18 protein-coding genes are annotated in these 21,173 nt (G+C 37.9%); 16 read left to right on the top strand and 2 right to left on the bottom strand.

The genetic code is table 11. From position 1 onward, the window contains the following. Window positions 1–489 precede the first annotated feature (489 nt). Together ACFFIT_RS12560 and ACFFIT_RS12555 are read left to right on the top strand one after the other, a co-directional pair. A complete protein-coding gene (locus tag ACFFIT_RS12560) occupies window positions 490–855 on the top strand; it encodes a DsrE family protein (RefSeq protein ID WP_385878152.1) in 366 nt (121 codons plus the stop codon). A 42-nt stretch (window positions 856–897) separates the two neighbouring features. Next, window positions 898–1,245: a protein tyrosine phosphatase family protein gene (locus ACFFIT_RS12555; protein WP_385878150.1), complete on the top strand. Its 348-nt coding sequence runs from the start codon at window positions 898–900 to the stop codon at window positions 1,243–1,245. A 56-nt stretch (window positions 1,246–1,301) separates the two neighbouring features. On the opposite strand, the gene ACFFIT_RS12550 is transcribed toward ACFFIT_RS12555, so the two are convergent. Beyond that, complete coding sequence (locus ACFFIT_RS12550) at window positions 1,302–1,904, bottom strand: YhgN family NAAT transporter (protein WP_385878148.1); 603 nt, start codon at window positions 1,902–1,904, stop codon at window positions 1,302–1,304. A gap of 343 nt (window positions 1,905–2,247) precedes the next feature. On the opposite strand from ACFFIT_RS12550, the gene ACFFIT_RS12545 reads away from it, so the two are divergent. The 5 genes from ACFFIT_RS12545 to ACFFIT_RS12525 all read left to right on the top strand — a co-directional run bounded on the left by ACFFIT_RS12545 (window position 2,248) and on the right by ACFFIT_RS12525 (window position 7,740). Then, complete coding sequence (locus tag ACFFIT_RS12545) at window positions 2,248–2,538, top strand: co-chaperone GroES (RefSeq protein WP_385878146.1); 291 nt, start codon at window positions 2,248–2,250, stop codon at window positions 2,536–2,538. 89 nt (window positions 2,539–2,627) lie between these two features. Beyond that, the gene (gene groL / locus ACFFIT_RS12540) at window positions 2,628–4,280 is read left to right on the top strand and encodes a chaperonin GroEL (protein WP_385878145.1); all 1,653 of its coding nucleotides are present in this window, start codon (window positions 2,628–2,630) and stop codon (window positions 4,278–4,280) included. A gap of 406 nt (window positions 4,281–4,686) precedes the next feature. Next, a complete protein-coding gene (locus tag ACFFIT_RS12535; protein WP_385878144.1) occupies window positions 4,687–5,247 on the top strand; it encodes a TRAP transporter small permease in 561 nt (186 codons plus the stop codon). 17 nt (window positions 5,248–5,264) lie between these two features. Continuing rightward, the gene (locus ACFFIT_RS12530; RefSeq protein ID WP_385878142.1) at window positions 5,265–6,554 is read left to right on the top strand and encodes a TRAP transporter large permease; all 1,290 of its coding nucleotides are present in this window, start codon (window positions 5,265–5,267) and stop codon (window positions 6,552–6,554) included. A gap of 106 nt (window positions 6,555–6,660) precedes the next feature. Next, complete coding sequence (locus ACFFIT_RS12525) at window positions 6,661–7,740, top strand: TRAP transporter substrate-binding protein (protein WP_385878140.1); 1,080 nt, start codon at window positions 6,661–6,663, stop codon at window positions 7,738–7,740. A 144-nt stretch (window positions 7,741–7,884) separates the two neighbouring features. On the opposite strand, the gene ACFFIT_RS12520 is transcribed toward ACFFIT_RS12525, so the two are convergent. Further along, entirely contained in the window at window positions 7,885–8,979 is a 1,095-nt protein-coding gene (locus ACFFIT_RS12520; RefSeq protein ID WP_385878138.1) for a LacI family DNA-binding transcriptional regulator, read from the bottom strand. A 396-nt stretch (window positions 8,980–9,375) separates the two neighbouring features. Between ACFFIT_RS12520 and ACFFIT_RS12515 the strand changes: the two genes are divergently transcribed. From ACFFIT_RS12515 to ACFFIT_RS12475, 9 genes are all read left to right on the top strand, one after another. Then, entirely contained in the window at window positions 9,376–11,124 is a 1,749-nt protein-coding gene (locus ACFFIT_RS12515; protein WP_385878136.1) for an IlvD/Edd family dehydratase, read from the top strand. Window positions 11,125–11,141: 17 nt separating this feature from the next. Further along, entirely contained in the window at window positions 11,142–11,969 is an 828-nt protein-coding gene (locus ACFFIT_RS12510) for an HpcH/HpaI aldolase family protein (protein WP_385878134.1), read from the top strand. 83 nt (window positions 11,970–12,052) lie between these two features. Continuing rightward, window positions 12,053–12,985: an aldose 1-epimerase gene (locus ACFFIT_RS12505; RefSeq protein ID WP_385878132.1), complete on the top strand. Its 933-nt coding sequence runs from the start codon at window positions 12,053–12,055 to the stop codon at window positions 12,983–12,985. Between the two features lie 14 nt (window positions 12,986–12,999). After that, complete coding sequence (locus ACFFIT_RS12500) at window positions 13,000–13,884, top strand: SMP-30/gluconolactonase/LRE family protein (protein WP_385878130.1); 885 nt, start codon at window positions 13,000–13,002, stop codon at window positions 13,882–13,884. A 74-nt stretch (window positions 13,885–13,958) separates the two neighbouring features. Beyond that, a complete protein-coding gene (locus ACFFIT_RS12495; protein WP_385878169.1) occupies window positions 13,959–15,419 on the top strand; it encodes an NAD-dependent succinate-semialdehyde dehydrogenase in 1,461 nt (486 codons plus the stop codon). A gap of 68 nt (window positions 15,420–15,487) precedes the next feature. After that, window positions 15,488–16,315, top strand: coding sequence for an SDR family NAD(P)-dependent oxidoreductase (locus tag ACFFIT_RS12490; RefSeq protein WP_385878128.1), 828 nt, complete (start codon window positions 15,488–15,490; stop codon window positions 16,313–16,315). A gap of 68 nt (window positions 16,316–16,383) precedes the next feature. Continuing rightward, window positions 16,384–18,447, top strand: coding sequence for an alpha-glucosidase (locus tag ACFFIT_RS12485; RefSeq protein WP_385878126.1), 2,064 nt, complete (start codon window positions 16,384–16,386; stop codon window positions 18,445–18,447). Window positions 18,448–18,459: 12 nt separating this feature from the next. Next, window positions 18,460–19,224, top strand: a complete 765-nt coding sequence (locus ACFFIT_RS12480; protein ID WP_385878124.1) for a TSUP family transporter — start codon at window positions 18,460–18,462, stop codon at window positions 19,222–19,224. 672 nt (window positions 19,225–19,896) lie between these two features. Continuing rightward, the gene (locus ACFFIT_RS12475; protein WP_385878122.1) at window positions 19,897–21,138 is read left to right on the top strand and encodes a pyridoxal phosphate-dependent aminotransferase; all 1,242 of its coding nucleotides are present in this window, start codon (window positions 19,897–19,899) and stop codon (window positions 21,136–21,138) included. The last annotated feature ends 35 nt before the right edge of the window (window positions 21,139–21,173 follow it).

Below are 21,173 nucleotides of genomic sequence, written 5' to 3'. Positions count from 1 at the left end.
CTACCACCATCTCAAATACAGCAAGTTAACTTCCTAATAGTTAACGTTCACAGCACACGCGGAAAGGCGGTTCAATACAAAAATTATTAAGGTTTCCCGACAAAACACGACTTTTTTTATGCCATGACTATCCTCCTAGCGTTAGAGTTCCTTGTTGTCATACCTCAGTTGGAGAACAAAAGGCACATAGTATTCATGTCAAAGAGGGAACAACTAAAGAACAGTTTGTCAGCTTACGTGAAGCAAGAGATAAAACTTTGCCTATGCCCGTATTAATACTTCCCTCGGTGCAAGTGAATATTAGAGCAGGCAAAATGCCACCAGCTGAAGATAATGGGGTTACTTATATAAAAATACCAATTAATCTTTTGTGATTTTGATATGAAAAGCTGACTATCCTCATGATAGTTTAAAAGAAAGTGTTGAACCCAATTGAACATTATTCAAAAGAATTTTTCTGAGTTTTATCTTTTCTGGAGGGTTACCTTAATGAAAATCGTATTTCACAGTGCAGAATTAACACGAGAAAACATAGTCTTCAAAAACATTAAAAACTTGATTAAAGAAATACAAAACACAGAAGATAAATGTCATCCTGGATTTAATGACAATGTTAAAATTTGTGTTGTTTTCAATAGTGATGCAGTTAAAACGCTTGTGCAAAATAGTGAAAAAAAAGTGAACACCGATTGGGAGGCTTTACCAAAGAATGTGGAGCTTCTAGCTTGTCAAAACTCTTTAAATGGCATGAATCTTCAATCCAACCAGTTAATCAAAAGGGCTTGTGTCATTTCTTCAGGAGTTTACCAATTAGCTCTATTACAAGCACAAGGCTTTCATTACATAAGGCCTTAATCAAAACGCCACATCCCCCTAAAAATATTTAAGGTGTTTTTTATGAATAACTCATTACCTAATTTGTTGCAATTGACTGAAACTTTATTTGTTCACTCGGCACTTGAACCCAATGATATGCAACATGTCGCGAATGCAGGTTTTAAAAGTGTCATTATTAACCTACCTGATTATGAACTTGGTGAGAATCAGGCTACGGCATCAAGCATTATGACTGCGGCCAGGGCTCTTGGACTTGAAATTATTTATCAACCCGTCGTCACCAAGGAGATGACCCATCATGACTGCAAACTTTTTCACAATAACATAGCTAAACTGCCTTCGCCAGTGCTAGCGTTTTGCAGTTCAGGCAATCGTTGCACTCTACTTTTTAATGGCATAATACCATAATAAATTTCTCTTACATAATCGCGTAAGATGTTACAGCCAAATGACTTAATTCTAAACTAAGAAGTCCAAGCCAAAAAATAGGTTTTAATGCCATCTAAAAACATTTGTGTGGATATCATAATAAGAATAAGCCCCATTAAGCGTTCTAAGGCATTGATTCCTTTACTACCCAGCAATTTAAGTAAGACATTCGACATCAATAAAATAATTGCAGAGAGAGCCCAAGCGACCAATAGTGCGATCACCAAATTAGAAATATCTGTTGATTTTTGATTAGAAAGCAGCATCAAAGTCGCAAGTATCGATGGCCCAGCAACTAAAGGGATAGCGAGTGGGACAATAAATGGCTCCTCTCCAACTCTTAATCCTAAACTATTGTTTTCGGATGTAGGGAAGATCATTTTTATTGCAATCAAAAATAATATAAGCCCCCCCGAAATTGAAACGGTTTCGGGTCTTAAATTCAATACGCCTAAAATAGAATTACCGGCAAATAAAAAAAGTAGCATCACAAAAAGAGCTATCATTAGTTCTCGAATAACTATAATTCGCCTTCTTTTGGGATCTAAATATTTCAACGCTGACATGAAAATCGGAAGATTACCGAGAGGATCTAAAATCAAAAAAAGTAACATAGTGGTAGAGAATAAATCAAACATAGATTCTGCCTTACGATGAAAATGGTCTGAAACGATTATGTTAATAGTTCAAGTCAGTTAATATACTTGTTCGGTTACTATTTCTATTGCTTAAACATCCTTTGTCTGCTAACTTCCCTCAAAAGATAGCATTAAGAATAAAAAAATTAAAATTATTTTTTACTTGTCCCCTTGAAGTTTTCTATTTGATCCCAACATTTCAAGCAGTGGTAGTTCAAATTACCTTTACAAATGCGTGTAATCATCTTTGATGATATACGAATATCTTCGTATTTAACTACCTTTGATAGGTGTTGAATCGTTTTTATTTAACTTAAATCTTTTTAATATAGGAGCATTATTCATGAAAATTCGTCCTTTACATGATCGCGTTATCATTGAGCGTCTTGAAGTTGAGTCTAAATCAGCAGGTGGAATTGTTCTAACCGGTTCTGCGGCAGCTAAATCTACCCGTGGTAAAGTTATCGCAGTAGGTGCTGGCCGTTTACTTGATGATGGTAAAACTGCGCCTATGAATGTAAAAGTTGGTGATACCGTTATTTTTAATGATGGATATGGTGTTAAAACTGAAAAAATTGATAACCAAGAAGTTTTAATCTTATCAGAAAGCGATATTTTAGCGATTGTTGAGTAATTTCAATTCTCAACTTGATTCAAACCATAAATAGTAGACAACTATTTTAGTCATTAACTCATTAAAACTTATTATTAAAAGGAAATAACATGGCAGCTAAAGATGTTAAATTTGGAAACGATGCTCGCATCAAAATGTTAAATGGCGTAAACATACTTGCAAATGCAGTAAAAGTGACATTAGGACCTAAAGGACGTAACGTCGTATTAGATAAATCTTTTGGTTCTCCTACTATCACAAAAGATGGTGTGTCAGTTGCTCGTGAAATTGAACTAGAAGACAAGTTTGAGAATATGGGCGCTCAAATGGTAAAAGAAGTAGCCTCTAAAGCGAATGATGCGGCAGGTGATGGTACAACAACAGCGACTGTTCTTGCTCAATCTATCGTAACAGAAGGTCTTAAAGCTGTTGCTGCTGGTATGAACCCTATGGATTTAAAACGTGGTATAGACAAAGCTGTAGTTGCTGCAGTCGAAGAGTTGAAAAAACTTTCTGTTAAATGTGAAGATACTAAAGCAATTGCCCAAGTAGGGACTATCTCTGCAAACTCAGATGAAACAGTGGGTACTTTAATTGCTCAAGCTATGGAAAAAGTAGGTAAAGAAGGTGTTATTACAGTTGAAGAAGGCACTGGACTTGAAGATGAATTGGATGTCGTTGAAGGTATGCAATTTGACCGCGGTTATCTTTCACCTTATTTCATCAATAAACCGGAAGCTGGTCTTGTTGAATTAGACTCTCCTTACATTCTTCTTGTAGATAAAAAAATCAGTAACATCCGTGAATTACTTCCTATATTAGAAGCTGTTGCTAAAGCAAGTAAACCACTTGTTATTATCGCTGAAGATGTTGAAGGTGAAGCTTTAGCTACTCTTGTTGTTAATACTATGCGTGGTATTGTTAAAGTTGCAGCAGTTAAAGCACCTGGTTTTGGCGATCGCCGCAAAGCGATGCTTCAAGACATCGCAGTATTAACTAAAGGGACTGTAATTTCAGAAGAAATAGGCTTAGAACTTGAAAAGGCAACACTAGACGATTTAGGTCAAGCTAAACGCGTTGTAATCAATAAAGATAATACAACAATTATTGATGGTATCGGTGATGATGCTGATATCAAAGGTCGCGTGGCACAAATTCGTCAACAAATCGAAGAAGCAACATCTGACTACGATAAAGAAAAATTACAAGAACGCGTAGCTAAATTAGCTGGTGGAGTTGCTGTTCTTAAAGTCGGTGCCGCTACTGAAATAGAAATGAAAGAGAAAAAAGCACGCGTTGAAGATGCACTTCAAGCGACACGCGCAGCCGTTGAAGAAGGTGTAGTACCAGGAGGTGGTGTTGCTCTTGTCCGTGCAGCTGCTTCAATAGCGCACTTAACGGGTGAAAATGAAGATCAAACTGTTGGGATCCGAGTTGCCTTACGTGCGATGGAAGCACCTCTTCGCCAAATCGTAACGAACGCAGGTGAAGAAGCATCTGTCGTTGTAAACCAAGTCAAATCATCTAAAGGCAACCAAGGCTATAATGCTGCGACTGAACAATATGGTGATATGATTGAAATGGGTATTTTAGACCCAACTAAAGTGACTCGCTCTGCTCTACAATACGCTTCGTCAATTGCTGGTCTTATGATTACTACAGAGTGTATGATTACAGATTTACCAAAATCTGATAATGCAGCTGACATGGCCGGCGGTATGGGTGGCATGGGCGGTATGGGTGGTATGGGCGGTATGATGTAATTCGTCTATAGTATTCAAGTCTTAATAAAACCCCACACATGTGGGGTTTTTCTTTTTGAATTTAACTTATAGACGCTTTTTGCTCTCATTTATAAATACTCTCGATTCTAAAACTTTTCTATGTATGTTAACAAGATTAAACATCTCTTGTTCGTCTATTATTCTTTACACTCTTAACGCATTATTAACAAAAACACGCTTGATGTCACATTTTAGTTAAATAATTGTAGACTTTACATATGCTTTTATTTCATCATAGCGCTACGAAATATCGCATTACTCTTTTCGGTTAATTATTAGTCACCTGCAATAACTTGACGTTGACTACATAATTTTGATTCGACTATTTAAACAATGAAATAAAATACTGAATACTAAGTTTGAATTAGTTAAGTATGGAGAAATTATGTTACTTAAAACTGCAAATATATTAGGGAAAATAAATCATCCCGTTGCGAAATTTTTTGCGCAATTAAGTGGGGTATTATTACTGGCAATGACAGTTATTGTCATTTGCCAGATTGGATTCAGATACATTTTAAATATGCCTTTAGATTGGACAGATGAAGTATCAAGATTTTTAATGATCTATATGACATACCTCTGTTTGCCGATGGTTTATCTCGCCAATCAAAATATTGCAATGACGCTATTTACAGACTTAATTAAAGGCACCAGACTCCACGTACTTTTAATGTTTTTAACTCACATCATTGCCATAATTACTTTTAGTGTCTGGATTTATTTTGGTTACCAACATTTTTTAAAAGGTAATGTAACGGCGGATAGTTTACCAATTAAAATGTTTTGGCTTTATGGTATTGCACCTATTTTCTTTGGGTTGACCTGCTTTGCAGCTTTGGAAAAATTACTCATTTGTCTTCACCTTCTTTTTTCAGACAAACAAACCATCCAAAAGCATTATGAAAGTGAAACAGTCGATATTATAGAAAAATCAACTGACTGATTAAAAGGATACCTCTTATGATTTCACCACTATTTTTACTTTATTTTTTAATCTTTTTAGCAATCGGCGCACCTGTTCTTTTTGCCCTTGGCTTATCGCCAATGATAGCTTTTTTTGAAGCTGATAAGTCCAAATTCATCGGTGTACTTTATGGAAGAACTTACTCCGGCTTAGATAATTTTTTACTTTTGGCGCTACCATTCTTCATGCTTGCTGGTGAGTGTATGTCTAGCGGTGGTATTACCACTAGAATTATTAACTTCGCTCAAACATGTGTACGACACATGAAAGGTGGATTAGGTCATGTTGTTATTCTTACCGCTACGATTTTTGGGGCATTAACAGGTTCTTCCGTAGCAGCAACCTCTGCAATAGGTAATATGCTTATTCCTGAGATGGTAAAATATAAATACAATAAGAGCTATGCTGCAGCTTTAACTGCTGCTTCAACCGTCTTAGGGACCATAATTCCCCCATCAGGGATCATGTTAATTTATGCATTTACCATGAAGACATCTGTTGCCGCTATGTTTATGGGCGGAATTGTTCCTGGATTACTTATGTGTGTAGGCTTAATGATAGTTAACCGCATACAAATGCGAAAATATCCTGAAGTAGAAATGATTGCAAGAGCGCCGTTAAAAGACAGATGGCAGAGTTTTAAATTGGCTTTCTTACCCCTTTTAACCCCAGTAATTATTTTAGGTGGTATTTACGGTGGAATATTTACTCCTACCGAGGCGGCTGCAATCGCTGTTCTGTTCTCAATTGTTTTATCTGTATTCATCATGAGAACCACAAACCTGAAAAGTACCTACGCACTTTTCGCTAAAGTTTCAGTAAATGCAGCTGCAGTGTTAATTATTGTGGCAGCAGCTACAGGTTTCGCATCAGCGATCAGCTTTTCTGGTGTCGAAAAAGTTGTGACTCAATTTTTCAACGGGATTTCAAGTGACCCAATTGTTTTATTCTTAATAGTGAATTTACTGTTATTTATCATAGGTATGTTCCTTGATGCTGGCCCTGCTATTCTAATTTTCGCTCCTATCTTTGGGCCTGCATTAATCGCTGCTGGTGTTGACCCTGTTCATTTTGGTGTTGTAATGTGTGTTAACTTATCTATCGGTTTAGCTACACCACCTATGGGTCTTGTACTATTTGTTGCAGCGGGAATTTCGGGAGAACCTATCCAAAAAATCACTAAAGCAATACTGCCATTTTTATTAAGTCATGTATTGATTATCATTCTTATCTCAATATTCCCTGCATTAATCATCGGCCTACCACAATTAGCTGGATTAATGTAGTGTAGAAATTCGACTTTCTGAATATATTGCTATAGTCAGAAAGTCTATAAATGCTGTAATACCCATTGAAGTTTCTTGTTTTAATTCTTAAAAAAGGAAATACGTTATGTCTAAAAATAGTTCTAAAACTTCTTTCATCAAAAAAGGTTTAGCTGCACTTATTGGTTCAGTGTGCTTCATGTCATCCGCTGCAATGGCTGCGGATTACACCATCATAGCTCCACATGTAACAAGCTTAGATGGCTATAACCACCAATCTTTATTAGTATTCAAAAACCATGTTGAATCACGCTCAAATGGTGCAATTGAAGTAGAAATTTACCCATCTGGTCAATTATGTAGTTCAGCTAAAGAGTGTATCTCTGGGGTTCAACAAGAACTATATGATTATTTCCAAACCACAATTCCTGAATTAGCTAACTTTTGGGATCCAATAGGTGCTTTTGATTTACCTTATTTACTTCCAGATGATCGTATCGCTGAGTGTGTATACGATGATGAAGCCCTTATTAAAGATGTGAGAGCAAAATTGTTAGAAAATGCTCCAAATGTACGTTTAATGATGGTATCTAACTCAGGTGGTTGGAGGAGTATGGCGACGACCAAAAAACAAATTAAATCGCCTGCAGATGTGAATGGTTTAAAATTAAGAACTGTTCCAGCTAAAATCCAACAAGAACTAGTTAGAACATTTGGTGGTTCACCAACGCCTTTAGCATGGCCTGAAGTTTATACTGCGCTATCAACAGGGGTAGTGGATGGAACAAAAAATGGTGTGGTTGATATCGTTATGAACCGTTTCAATGAAAGCATTAAATTCATCACATTAGATGAGCATGCTTATATGGGCGGCGCTTGGGTATTTAATGACGCAAAATTCAAAGACATGCCTGACAATTTGAAAAAAATTGTGATTGATGGTATTGCTGCACAAAATCAATACTTACGTGCATTTCCTAAACATAATGAATATGCAGCTTATGAAGAGTTCAAAAAAACAGGCGGTACTGTTTACAACCCATCTGCTGAAGAAAAACAAGCCTTTATTGATGCATCAAAACCAGTGCGTGATTTCTTCTTAAAAGAATCAGGGGAAGAAGGTCAAGTTTGGTTAACACGCTTTGAACAAACAATTGCTAACTGTAAGAAATCACTCGATGAGACTTATCAGTATCAATTAAACTAATCGCTATATGATTTGTATTCTATTAGCATTATGACATTTTAATGATTGAAAGTAGTCATATTTTCAATCATTAAAAGAACCCATTCAAGCAGTTAAAAACGAATTAAATTGGTTCTTTCAATAGAGAATCATTCAGAACAGTATTTAGCTACTTCCTCTTATAACTAATTCAAAAGCCAAATCTACTTGCGCATTTTTACCTTCTTTTGATAAACCTTGCAATAAGCGAGGGTTTTGAGTATCGCTGTCTAGGATGGCATCAATGGCATGCTGACCGATTAACTCACTCGGTGGACGAATAGTCGTAAGACCAGGAGATAAAATTTCAGCAAAGGGCAGATCACCAAAACTAATTACACTGAGTGTATTGGGTATATTGATATCACGCCTTGTAGCTTCTAGCATTAAACCCATTGCAATGATGTCATTAGAACAAAAAACTGCATCAAATGCCTGTGCTTGTGATAGAAGTTCACTGAGTGCTTTAACACCACTTACAGGGCTTACTTGCCCCTCGATATCGATAATAGTAGGCGGTTCTTTGGCTAGTCTATCCCAAGTTTCACAAAAACCTTGGCCACGCTCAGTAGCGCGTCTATCAAAAGAGAGATTCGCGGCAACATAAGCTACCTTTTTTTTGCCTAAGCTAAATAAATGAGATGCTGCCAACCTTCCTACATTGTAGTGAGAAAATCCCACTTGAAAAAAATCAGGTGAAGCGGTCAATTCCCAAGTTTGAACAATTTTTGTCTGGGTAGATTTTAATAAGCGTTCACATGCATCGCTGTGCTTAGCACCGGTCATGACGAGACCTAAAGGGGACCATGCTAAGAAAGTTTTAGCTAGTTCATACTCTTTGTCTTCATCATAATCTGAATCGCCTATCAGTAACTGATACCCTTTTTGATCTAAATAACGCTGCATGGCACTGACTGTTTGAGCAAAAAAAGCATTTGTTAATGAAGGGACGATTACCGCGATGACTCTAGTTTTTGTCGCCGCTAGCCCTCCTGCCAATAAATTAGGCACATAATTTAATTTATCGATTGCTGCTTTGATTTGACTTGCCTTACTAGGAGATACACCCTTAGGATCTCTTAAATAAAGAGAGACAGTACTTGCAGACACTTGAGCTTGCTTAGCAACATCTTGCATGGTGGTTCGGTTGGTGCCACGTCTTTGTCTAGTCTTGCTTTTTTTATTCAAATGCGAGGTGATCTGCCGTTTTAATACCATCATTTCTTCCTTAAATTATTATTTACGCAACAAAAAAAACAATATTGCACATTTGCGTTCTTAGCCAGCTATTTTTGTTTAAATTACTATGAAAGACAATAACTACAAATCAAAATTGTGGGTCATATCATAAAAGAAATCTTTTTAATCTCAATAATGCAAGAGCTTCCTATTTAAACTTCTATGATTTTAAAAACTTAGAGATATGAGCCACACTTCACACTATCCAAACGTGAATGATAATTATGCGCAAGAAACAGCATTTTTACTTGCTTTGGAACAGTTTGAGCGTTATCATTTCGCAGCGCTACGATATAAAATATACCCTATTTAAAAAGGATTGTCATTATTCGTACTATAGGCATTCCATAACCCAATATTAGATGATTAGGAAAAACAATGTCAGTGAAAAACACACCCAAAGTGACTCTTGATGAATTAAGAAGCCAGCGTTGGTTTAAACCTCACACTATAAGAGCATTTGCTCATCGCCAGCGTTTAGCACAAATTGGCTGGCGCCGTGAAGATTTTATGAATAAACCCGTTATAGCCATCATCAATACTTGGAGTGACCTATCTCCTTGCCATTCTCATCTTCGTCAACGCGCTGAAGAAGTTAAACGCGGTATCTGGCAAGCTGGAGGGTTTCCTGTTGAACTACCGGCTTTATCTGTCGGTGAAGTCATGGTTAAACCGACAACGATGCTGTATAGAAACTTTCTAGCCATGGAAGTAGAAGAATTACTTCGCTCACATCCTGTCGATGGCGCTGTGCTCTTAGGTGGATGTGATAAGTCTACCCCTGGTTTATTAATGGGTGCTTTTAGTGTCGATTTACCAATCATTTTCTGCCCCGCAGGCCCCATGTCTAATGGACAATGGAGAGGACAAAAAACCGGGGCAGGTACACATACAAAAAAATATTGGGATGAATTACGATTAGGCGCCATCACAGAACATGATTGGGTCGAACTTGAAAGTGCAATGACACGTTCAATAGGGACGTGCAATACTATGGGGACTGCCTCTACCATGACCTCAATCGCTGATATTCTAGGAGTTACAATTCCAGGTGGATGTACTATCCCTGCAGCAGATGCAAATCATGTCAGATTAGCCACACAATGTGGTGTTGAAATAATTAATGCCGTATGGCAAGACAAACGCCCTTCAACGTATATCACCAAAGAAAACTTTAAGAATGCCATTGTCGCCTATCTTGCATTAGGTGGCTCAACTAATGCGGCTATCCATATTATTGCAATGGCTAATCGCCTAAAAATTAGATTAACCTTGGAAGAAATAGCAGAAATAGCGAAAAAAATTCCTGTGCTAGCAAATATTTTTCCTGCGGGGAACGCCTTAATGGAAGATTTCCACTTTGCGGGCGGACTTTACGGTTTAATGAAGAATTTAACTGAATTTGTTAATCTAGACACCGAGCATGTCCTAGGAAGAACTTTAGGTGAGGAAATTGCTAAAGCAAAAATTTTAGATAACGAAATTATTAGACCATTAACAAATCCAGTTATTACTTTAGATAAGGGCTCTACATTAACTCTATTAAAAGGCAACTTATGCCCAGATGGCGCAGTTATGAAATCGAGTTCAGCTCAGCCGCATCTTCGTAAGCATACCGGTCCGGCCTTGGTCTTTGACGATCATGCGACTCTATCTGCTATGATAGATGATCCAAATTTAGAGGTGACGGCTGATACTGTTCTTATTTTAAGAAATGCAGGTCCCGTCGGAGCACCGGGTATGCCTGAGTGGGGGAATTTACCTATCCCTAAAAAATTACTCCAGCAAGGTGTCACCGATATGATAAGAATTACAGATTGTCGAATGAGTGGAACACACTATGGTAGCTGTATTCTTCATGTCGCTCCAGAGGCTGCAATTGGTGGTCCATTAGCATTAGTCCAGAATGGAGATCTTATTGAGGTCGATATTGATGCAGGCACACTCAACATGAAAGTGGATGACAAGACCCTTGCTGAAAGAAAAAGCCAATGGAAACCAGTTAAACCAAGAGCAACTCGCTCTTATCAAGCGCTCTACCAACAACATGTGACCCAAGCCAATCTTGGATGTGATTTCGATTTCTTAAGCGCTGAAGGTGACATCAGCGAACCTGATATTTTTTAATTAATGACGAGCAAACTATGACAACACAACTTATTTCACAAATTCCTTTTAAAGCTAGAATCGAATTAGCACAAAAACGTCAAATTCCTCTGATTGGATCTTGGTTAATGACTGCTAATCCAATAATTTCTGAACTGATGGCAACGGCAGGTTTTGAGTTTTTAGTCGTTGATATGGAACATTCTCCTATGGATGTACCTGATATGGTAGGTATGCTTCATGCGTTAAGTGGAACACAAGGTTCTCCTGTAGTTCGTCTACCATGGAGTGAAATGGTTTTAGTCAAACGCGTATTAGACGCTGGGGCACAAACCGTCATGTTTCCTTTCATCCAGAATAAAGAGGAAGCTGAAGCCGCTGTTTCCTATACTCGTTATCCGCCAAACGGGGTCAGAGGTGTTGCTGCAATGCATCGTGGTAGCCGTTTTGGCACATTCCCAAACTTTTTAAAAGATGCACATAAACCTCTAACGATCATTCTACAAATCGAAACGCCAGAAGCATTAGCACAACTTGAAGATATCGCCTCTGTTGATGGCGTGGACGCTATTTTCGTTGGACCTGGAGATCTCTCCACAACAATGGGCTATCCTGGACAAATAGGCGCTCAACCTGTTCAAGATGCCCTCAAAGAGGCAGCTGCTCGTTGCAAAAAAATGAATATCCCATGTGGTATAGTTGGCGCAGATAGTGAAATGATCAAAACTTACCAAAGTTATGGATATGATTTTGTAGCTATTGCATCTGATTTAGCATTACTGATGAATAGTGCAAAACAAGCCGCTCAAACCTTTGGTACTTCAACGCTACAAGTGACGCAATCTCAAGAAAAAAGTGCCTATTAACGCATATGTTATACTTTAACTGCAAGTAATTAACCCTTAAATGACGCAAGTAGGACAAACCTACTTGCGCACTGATTATAACCATGACTAAATCCAACAACGACATTATTAGCTTAAAAAATAAAGACAGTGAATTAAGGTTACTTCCTAAGTTAGGAGGTGCTATCTTGTCATTTGAATATTTAGGGCAGCAGGTATTTAGAGAAGTCGATGAAGAAACTTTTTTTAAAGACCCAACAGTAAGATTAACCGCTTGCTATCCTCTTGTTCCTTTTTCTAACCGAATAGCAAATGGAAAGTTCAAGTGGGAAGATGAAGAATACACGCTTAGGAAAAATTTTGGCGACAGTCCACATGCGCTTCATGGACTTGGATGGCAGTCAGAGTGGAATATTAGTGAAGTTAAAGAGGATGAAGCTACATTAACCTTATCTCATAAGCCAAAGAGTGAGGGAGATTGGCCTTTCGCTTTCAAAGTCGATCAACAATTTAAACTCATAAATAATGAATTACACCTCAGCCTTACGGTTGAAAATCAAGACGCCAAGACTATGCCTTGCGGTTTAGGGTGGCATCCTTTTTTTAAAAGATCAGCGCAAACACACTGTGAATTTATTGCAAAAAATCTTTGGCAAAATGATGATAATATGCTGCCAAGCCAGTCGATTGAAATAGACTCTTCACTACTTAAAGAACTTTTTCAACCACTGGGTGAAACACCCAAGTTAGACAATTGCTTAAGTGGATTTGAAGGGTATTTTTCTTTGAAGCAGCCTGAATTTAATCGTCAAATTGATATTTATGCATCTAAGGCGTTAAACCATCTAGTGATTTTTACACCGCCTACAGGTACTTTTATTGCTATAGAGCCAGTAACTCATCGCAATGCGGCAATCAACACCAATGATCCGAAAAGCCATGGAATAGAAACATTAGCACCAAATTGTTCTATGAATGTTACTTGTATAATTAAAATTGATTCGCTAGAAAGTTCTAAATTAGCGGCAAACAATTAAGAGATAACCACACTATGACAACCTTTACCCCTTTACTACCACACAAAGCACAATTAGGTGAATGCCCTCGCTATGACGAAAGAACGCAGATCCTATATTGGGTTGATATCACAGCGCCAGCAATACATGCCTATAATACGTTAGACAACACTCATACAGTGTATGCAACCCACGAACATGTAGGTTGTTTTGCGCTTCATGAGCAAGGTGGATTTATTGCCGGTATGAGAAGTGGCATATGGTATTTAGATGCTCAGGCAAAGCCAATAAAAAAATTAGCCGACAACCCTACAGATAACAGCATCACACGATTCAATGATGGTCGTGCTGATGCAAAAGGTCGCTTTTGGTTAGGAACTGTAGATGAAGATAAAAGCCAAAGTGTTGCTGCATTCTATTGCTTTGATGGTAAGCAGTTAACCCAATTTAAATCCGGTCTTCTTACTTCTAATGGTGTTGCATTTAGCCCTGATAACCAATACCTTTACCACTCTGATACTCCAAGATTTACCATCTATCGTCACGCGTTTAATCTAGAAGAGGGCACTATTGATGAGGGGGAAACATTCCTATCTATGCCTCGTGAAATCTATGGGACTGGTCGACCTGATGGTGCGGCGGTGGATAGCGAAGGCTATTATTGGTCTGCTCTTTTTGAGGGGAACGCTATTATCAGAGTTTCACCTGCTGGTGAAATTGTTGCAACTTACCCTATCGATGTTAAATGTCCTACTATGTGTGCATTTGGTGGTGAAAATCTAGATATTTTATATGTAACTTCTGCAAGTATTGGCCGCAGTCAAGAAGAACTCTTGCAATTTCCAGATTCTGGAAAGTTGTTTAGCATGAAAGTACCTGTTAAGGGTTGCTTAGACTATCGTTGTACTTTTAAGTTATAACTTTTTTATTGTGTGTCATTATTTAAATGATGCTTAAATTAAATGATTCTTTTCACTTTAAAGGAAAAAATATGATCACTCTTAATAACCCTTCTTTATTTAAACAACAATGTCTAATTGATGGAAAATGGCAGGATGCTAGCAATCAAGCACGCATTGATGTAACTAATCCAGCAACGCTTGAAGTCATCGGTTCAGTTCCTAATATGGGCAAGGCTGAAACACAAGCAGCTATCGTATCATCTAAAGCCGCATTTGATGTTTGGAAAACAAAAACAACTAAAGAACGCAGTAATTTACTCCGCCAATGGTATAACTTAATTATCGAAAACCAAGAAGATTTAGCGAAGCTTATGACTCTTGAACAAGGTAAACCGATAAATGAAGCCAAAGGGGAAGTGCTCTTTAGTGCTAGCTTTTTAGAGTGGTTTTCAGAACAAGCGAGAAGAATTGAAGGAGAGGTGATAGCCCCACCTTCAAACGATCGCCGTTTAGTTACTATTCGTCAAGGTGTTGGTGTGTGCGCTGCTATTACTCCATGGAATTTTCCTGCAGCGATGATCACAAGAAAAGTAGGTCCAGCACTTGCTGCAGGATGTACTATGGTTCTAAAACCAGCGACACAAACTCCTTTCTCTGCATTAGCATTAGCTGAGCTTGCTCTTCAAGCAGGGATCCCTGCTGGCGTTTTTAATGTCATCACAGGAGATGCTGCGCCTATTGCAGATGAACTGACTCATAACCCAATAGTCAGAAAACTGACTTTCACAGGTTCAACTCCTATCGGTTCCATGCTGATGGCACAAGGGGCATCACACATTCAAAAAAGCTCCATGGAACTTGGCGGCAATGCTCCTTTCATCGTTTTTGAAGATGCGGATATCGATGCTGCTGTTGAAGGGGCTTTAATCTCTAAGTACCGTAATAATGGTCAAACTTGTGTCTGTGCAAATCGTTTTTATATTCATGATAGTGTGTACGACGTATTTGTGCAAAAATTGACTGATAAAGTCAAAGCACTTAAATTAGGTAATGGGTTAGAAGCCTCTACTCAAATTGGTCCATTTATCGATCAAAAAGCACTTGATAAAAACTTGCAATTTATTGAAGATGCAATTTCTAAAGGTGCAAAACTTATCTGTGGTGGAGAAGTAGCTCATCCAGAGGGTCTTGCAGGTCATTTTATGACACCTGCTATATTAGTCGATGTCAATACCTCGATGCGTGTTTCATGTGAAGAAATCTTTGGCCCTATTGCGCCTATCATGCGATTCAACAGTGAAGAGGAAGTAATTAAATTAGCCAATAATACTGAATTTGGATTAGCGAGTTACTTCTACACAAAAGATCTCAGCAGAACATGGAGGGTCGGTGAGGCATTAGAGTATGGAATGGTCGGTATCAATACCGGTTTAATCTCTACCGCTGAAGCACCATTTGGTGGCGTTAAACAATCAGGCCTCGGACGCGAAGGTTCACAACATGGCATTGATGAATACTTAGATATTAAATACCTATGCATGGGCATAGCTTAATCTAATAATTAAATAATAACGATTTGATACATCACACGACAACGTGTGATGTTTTTTTTAGGTGATTTATGCAAACAACTGACACACTCCCTTTTGATTTAGATGCCATTTTAAAGAACGATGATATTGATTACAGTTTAACCAAATACCACTCTTTAAAAGGAAAATACGTATTAATTACTGGCGGTGCCTCTGGCATTGGTGAAGCCTTCGTTAAAGCATTCCATGCACAAGGTTCCATCATTGCATTTATTGATGTTGATGAAAAAAGTGCAGCAAATTTAATTAATAGTTTTAGTGAAAACAAACCTACCTTCTATGCTTGTGACTTACGAAACATTGATGCTCTAAGAGAAACTATCTCCAAAATTGAACAGCACTTTGACCATGCTATTGATATACTTATCAATAATGCAGGTAAGGATGATAGACACACTCTCGATGAGTTAGAACCAGATTATTGGGATAATTGCCTTGGTCTGAATCTGAAGCATCATATTTTTTGCGCACAAGCTGTCGCTAAAAAAATGGCTCAGCAATCAAAAGGGGTCATTATCAACATGGGCTCAATTTCTTGGATGAGAGGACGTCCAGGTATGATAGGATATACGACTTCTAAAGCCGCGATAAACGGTATGACGCGCTCACTGGCCAGAGAATTAGGCGATAAAGGTATTCGTGTTAATAGCATAGTGCCTGGCGCAATTGTCACAGAAAGACAAGCAAGACTCTGGTTAACTCCAGAACTTAATCAAGAATTTATCAATTTACAAGCATTGAAATATCGTTTAACCGCATCTGATATTGCAAGAGCTGCACTCTTCATGGCATCGGATGAAGCCAGAGGAATTACTGGCCAAAATATGATCATCGATGCAGGACTAACCCAAAACTAATGCACATTTTATAACAAATTATGCCCCCCTATTGCAGGAGGAGCATTTTCGAATCTGAGGAAAAGACCTTGTTACAACTTACCCAACAAAATAACGCATTCTCTGTTTCTTATAACGGCACTGCATTGATTGAACATCAAACCTCAACCCCTGTTTTTTTTACAGGTGTTGGCCATGAAACTATGGATATGTACCGTGGAAACTTTAATATTAAAGATTATGTAGAATCGCGCATTGGTTTGAGTGCTTTTCATATCACAACAAATGAATCAAAACTTATTGCAATTGATTTTTATTTAAATGAACAAGAAAAAGCAATCAATAACCCAATACTTACTATAAAGTTTACCGTTGAGTCTGATAAAAAAATTGAGATGTCTCTACAAAGCCATGATGAGGCATACAACCGCCTTTGGGTAAGAACACCAACTGATAAAATGGCTCCTGTATGGGGCGGTGGTGAACAAATGTCATATTTCAATTTGAAAGGCCGCAATTTTCCATTTTGGACATCAGAGCCGGGCGTAGGACGTGACAAGAGCACCTATATCACATGGCGTTCTGACGTAGAAAATAAAGCAGGTGGTGATTATTACAATACAAATTACCCACAACCTACGTTTATATCATTAACTAAAGCACGAGATAAAGTCTATGCAATCCATGCAAATACTACAGCATATGCCGATTTCGACTTTCAACACGATGACTTTCACGAACTACAATTTTGGGCTATACCAAGCTCCTTAGTCTGGTTTATTGATGAGACTATTACTGGTATTGTAGAGTCTATATCTCTTTTCTTTGGACGCCAGCCCAAACTTCCTGATTGGATAATAGGAGGGGCAGTCTTAGGCCTCAAAAAAGGCAGGGCACATGCCGAGGAGAGATTAGAAGATGCATTACAAAAAGGCGTGCAAGTTTCTGCTCTATGGTGTGAAGATTGGAGTGGTATCCGTGAAACTAGCTTTGGTGTGAGACTTTTTTGGGATTGGCAAGCCAATGAAAAACGCTATCCAAATCTTAAAGAATGGATAAGTGAACTCAATCAAAAAAATATTCAGTTCCTAGCTTATACTAATCCTTATTTGTGTATCGATGGACCTATGTATAAGGAAGGTAAAGCACTCGGATATATGGCAACTCAGTTGGATGGAAGCGATTATAACGTTGACTTTGGTGAGTTTTACTGTGGCGTTGTAGACTTTACTATCCCTGAAGCTAAACAGTGGTTCTCTGAGCGCATCATCCAAAAAGAGATGCTGGATATTGGCATTAATGGCTGGATGGCTGACTTTGGTGAATATTTACCTATCGATCTTAAACTTTCAGACAACAGCGATCCTAAACATCGTCACAATGAATGGCCTGTACTTTGGGCTGAAGTCAATGCGCATGCTTTAGCTGCTAAGGATAAAACTGGTGATGCAGTATTTTTTATGCGTGCTGGTTACAGTGGCGTACAAAAACATTGCCCATTACTCTGGGGAGGCGATCAATCTGTCGATTTCTCAAGACATGATGGACTGGTTACTGTTATTCCTGCTGCGCTGTCTAGTGGATTATTAGGTAATGCTTATCATCATAGTGATATCGGTGGATATACGAGCTTGTTTGGTAATGTCAGAACTCCAGAACTCTTTATGCGCTGGGCTGAAATGTCTCTTTTTACCCCTGTAATGAGAACGCATGAGTGTAATCGACCAGCAGATAACTTCCAGTTCTGGCAAGATGATACAGCATATGCGCATTTTGCGAGAATGACTCAGCTTCATGTAGCGCTCGTGCCTTATGTTAAAACCCTAATAGAAGAAGCGTATCATAAAGGTCTTCCATTGCAACGTCCATTGGTCATGCACTATCAAACAGATGAAAATACTTTTGATATTTTTGATCAATATCTTTATGGAGAGGACTTATTGATTGCTCCGGTTTATGCGGCGGAACAAAATGAACGCACAGTATACTTACCTAAAGGGCAGTCTTGGATCCATATTTGGTCAGACACCTCCTATGAAGGCGGACAGACTGTGAGCGTTAAAGCTCCGATTGGACACCCCCCTGTATTCATTAAATCAAATCGTATAAATAACCCTACTTTGGGTGATTTTTTACAAAAAACCAAAGCATAAGGATAAGATATAATGTCATTCGCCGATTACGGAATTTTCTTTGGATGTGTGGGACTTGCTTGCTTTGCGCAAAACTTAACAGGTTTTGCATTCGGACTCATTTTCTTAGGATTGATATCGCTTTTCGGCACATTAGATTTAGCAACTGCAGCCAATGTGATCAGTATTCTTTCATTAGCTAATGCATTACCCTCACTCAAATCAGACAAGGCACCCTTGCCTAAAAAGCCTTTTTATACTTCCCTTGCTTTAAGTCTAATTGGGGTAGTCATTGGTCTGTATCTGCTAAATTTTCTAAATCAAGAATTAGAAGTCTACCTTAAAATTTTATTAGGATTGACGATTTTAATTGCGAGTTTCTTACTTATTCTCTCCAAGAAAACACCTGAAAAAATGAGCTCTTTGCCTTTGTTTGCTTTTTTCGGCGGCTTATCAGGTATCTTAGGAGGACTATTTTCTACTGCTGGTCCCCCTTTGGTTTATATCGTCTATCGTCAACCTATCGCCTTAACTGTAATAAAAAGATTTTTAGTTCTTTCCTTTGCCGCTAACGCTATAGTTCGTATAGCGTTAGAGATTTATAATGGCCACATCAATTGGCAAATTATCACCCTTTCTGCAATGGCTTTTCCTTTTGTTTTAGTAATGTCCATGATACAAAAGCGCTATCCTATCAAGTGGCCTATTGATGTCATCAAAAAAATTGTCTTTGTTTTGTTAGTGTTAACATCAATATCATTACTTACACCCGCGGCTAGGTACCTATTAAATTTTTAGCATGGCATCCATAATCAAAGTGGACTCTTTTATAAAGTTTACTTTTATATTCGTTAGTAGATGAGAAGTAGACCATTTGCTGCTTTTACTAAATCAGAAACAATCATTTAACCTCTACATACGAATGATGAGTTTATGACGTCTAAAGGGTATCACTCACTTGAATTAATTTTCTATAAAATCTACTTTACGTTTCTGATATTTTCGCAGCCATTGACAGGGCTTTTCTGCTTTTATTCTGCTTTGCTTGACTATTCAAACATTATCAACATAGCGGACTATTCGATATCCTATTTTCATCTTCTCTTGATCAAAGACAGCAAAACATTCCTTAAATACCCTAGTGTACTCAAAAAAACGCGTTATACTCAATTAAAGATTCCCGTCAAAAACGAAATCATCTCATCAATTAAACCTAATTTTTATGCCAATAAGTGACAGAAAAAAAATTTCATACAAATAAAGAAATCTGACTTAGAAATAACGTTGTACTTTATTTTCATCTTGTATAATCGTAGAACACGCATATAATACAATTAGATTTGTAATGTTTTTTGATTCTAACATGACACGTTTTAATTAATACTGCATAATTATATTTAGTGAAGATTCTTAAACCGAACTTCTCAATTGATTACGTTATTTATCTACCTTTTAAATACAGGACCCTCTATGCCAAATACGCCTTCCCCTTTACTACAACAATATGATAAATCACATAAATTAGAAAATGTCTGCTACGACATTAGGGGGCCTGTGTTAAAAGAAGCCAAACGAATGGAAGAAGAGGGGCACAAAATTATCAAATTAAATATTGGTAATCCCGCTCCATTTGGCTTTGAAGCCCCCGATGAAGTCTTAGTAGATGTCATCAAAAACTTAACCACCTCGCAAGGATACTGTGACTCGAAAGGACTTTTTTCTGCTAGAAAAGCCATAGTACAACATTATCAAAAAAGAGATATGAGAGATATGGATGTCGAAGACGTTTACATCGGTAATGGTGTCTCTGAGTTGATTGTGATGGCGATGCAAGCGCTTTTAAATACAGGTGATGAAATTCTTGTTCCTGCTCCTGACTATCCACTTTGGACTGCAGCAGTAACGCTCTCTAATGGTCATGCCATGCACTATATGTGTGATGAAGGAGCAGGATGGCTTCCAGATATTGAAGATATTAGAAAAAAAATAACACCAAGAACACGTGCTATTGTCGTCATTAATCCAAATAACCCAACAGGTGCTGTGTATAGTAAAGACATTTTATTAGAAATAGTAGAAATTGCACGTCAACACGGTCTTATTATTTTTGCCGACGAAATCTATGACAAAATTCTGTATGATGGTGCAGTGCACCATTCTATTGGTACCTTAGCGCCAGATCTTTTAACTGTGACATTTAATGGGTTATCAAAAACATACCGCGTTGCAGGATTCCGTCAAGGTTGGATGGTTTTACATGGCCCTAAAAAACATGCAAAAGGATATATTGAAGGGCTTGATATGCTCGCTTCAATGAGACTTTGTGCCAATGTACCTATGCAACATGCTATCCAAACCGCACTTGGTGGTTATCAAAGTATTGAAGAATTTATCCACCCCGGTGGTCGTCTTTATGAACAACGTAATGTAGCCTATGAATTACTTAATCAAATCCCTGGAGTTTCTTGCGTTAAACCACAAGGTGCTCTTTATATGTTCCCTAAAATTGATATTAAGAAATTCAATATTCAAGATGATCAAAAAATGGTGTTAGATCTCTTACTACAACAAAAAGTTTTACTTGTGCAAGGTACAGGTTTTAACTGGCCTAGACCCGATCATGTTAGGATTGTAACACTGCCAAGAGTTGATGAGCTCACAACTGCAATCTCTCGATTTGGTCATTTTTTGCAAAGCTATAGACAATTTTAATTGGATTGAGCTGTGCAAAAATTACTAACTAAGCC

The sequence above is a fragment of the Thorsellia kenyensis genome, assembly GCF_042432445.1.
GTDB lineage: Bacteria > Pseudomonadota > Gammaproteobacteria > Enterobacterales > Thorselliaceae > Thorsellia > Thorsellia kenyensis.
Note: the sequence above shows the minus strand (reverse complement) of the source record. Positions and strands in the feature narration are given on the sequence as shown.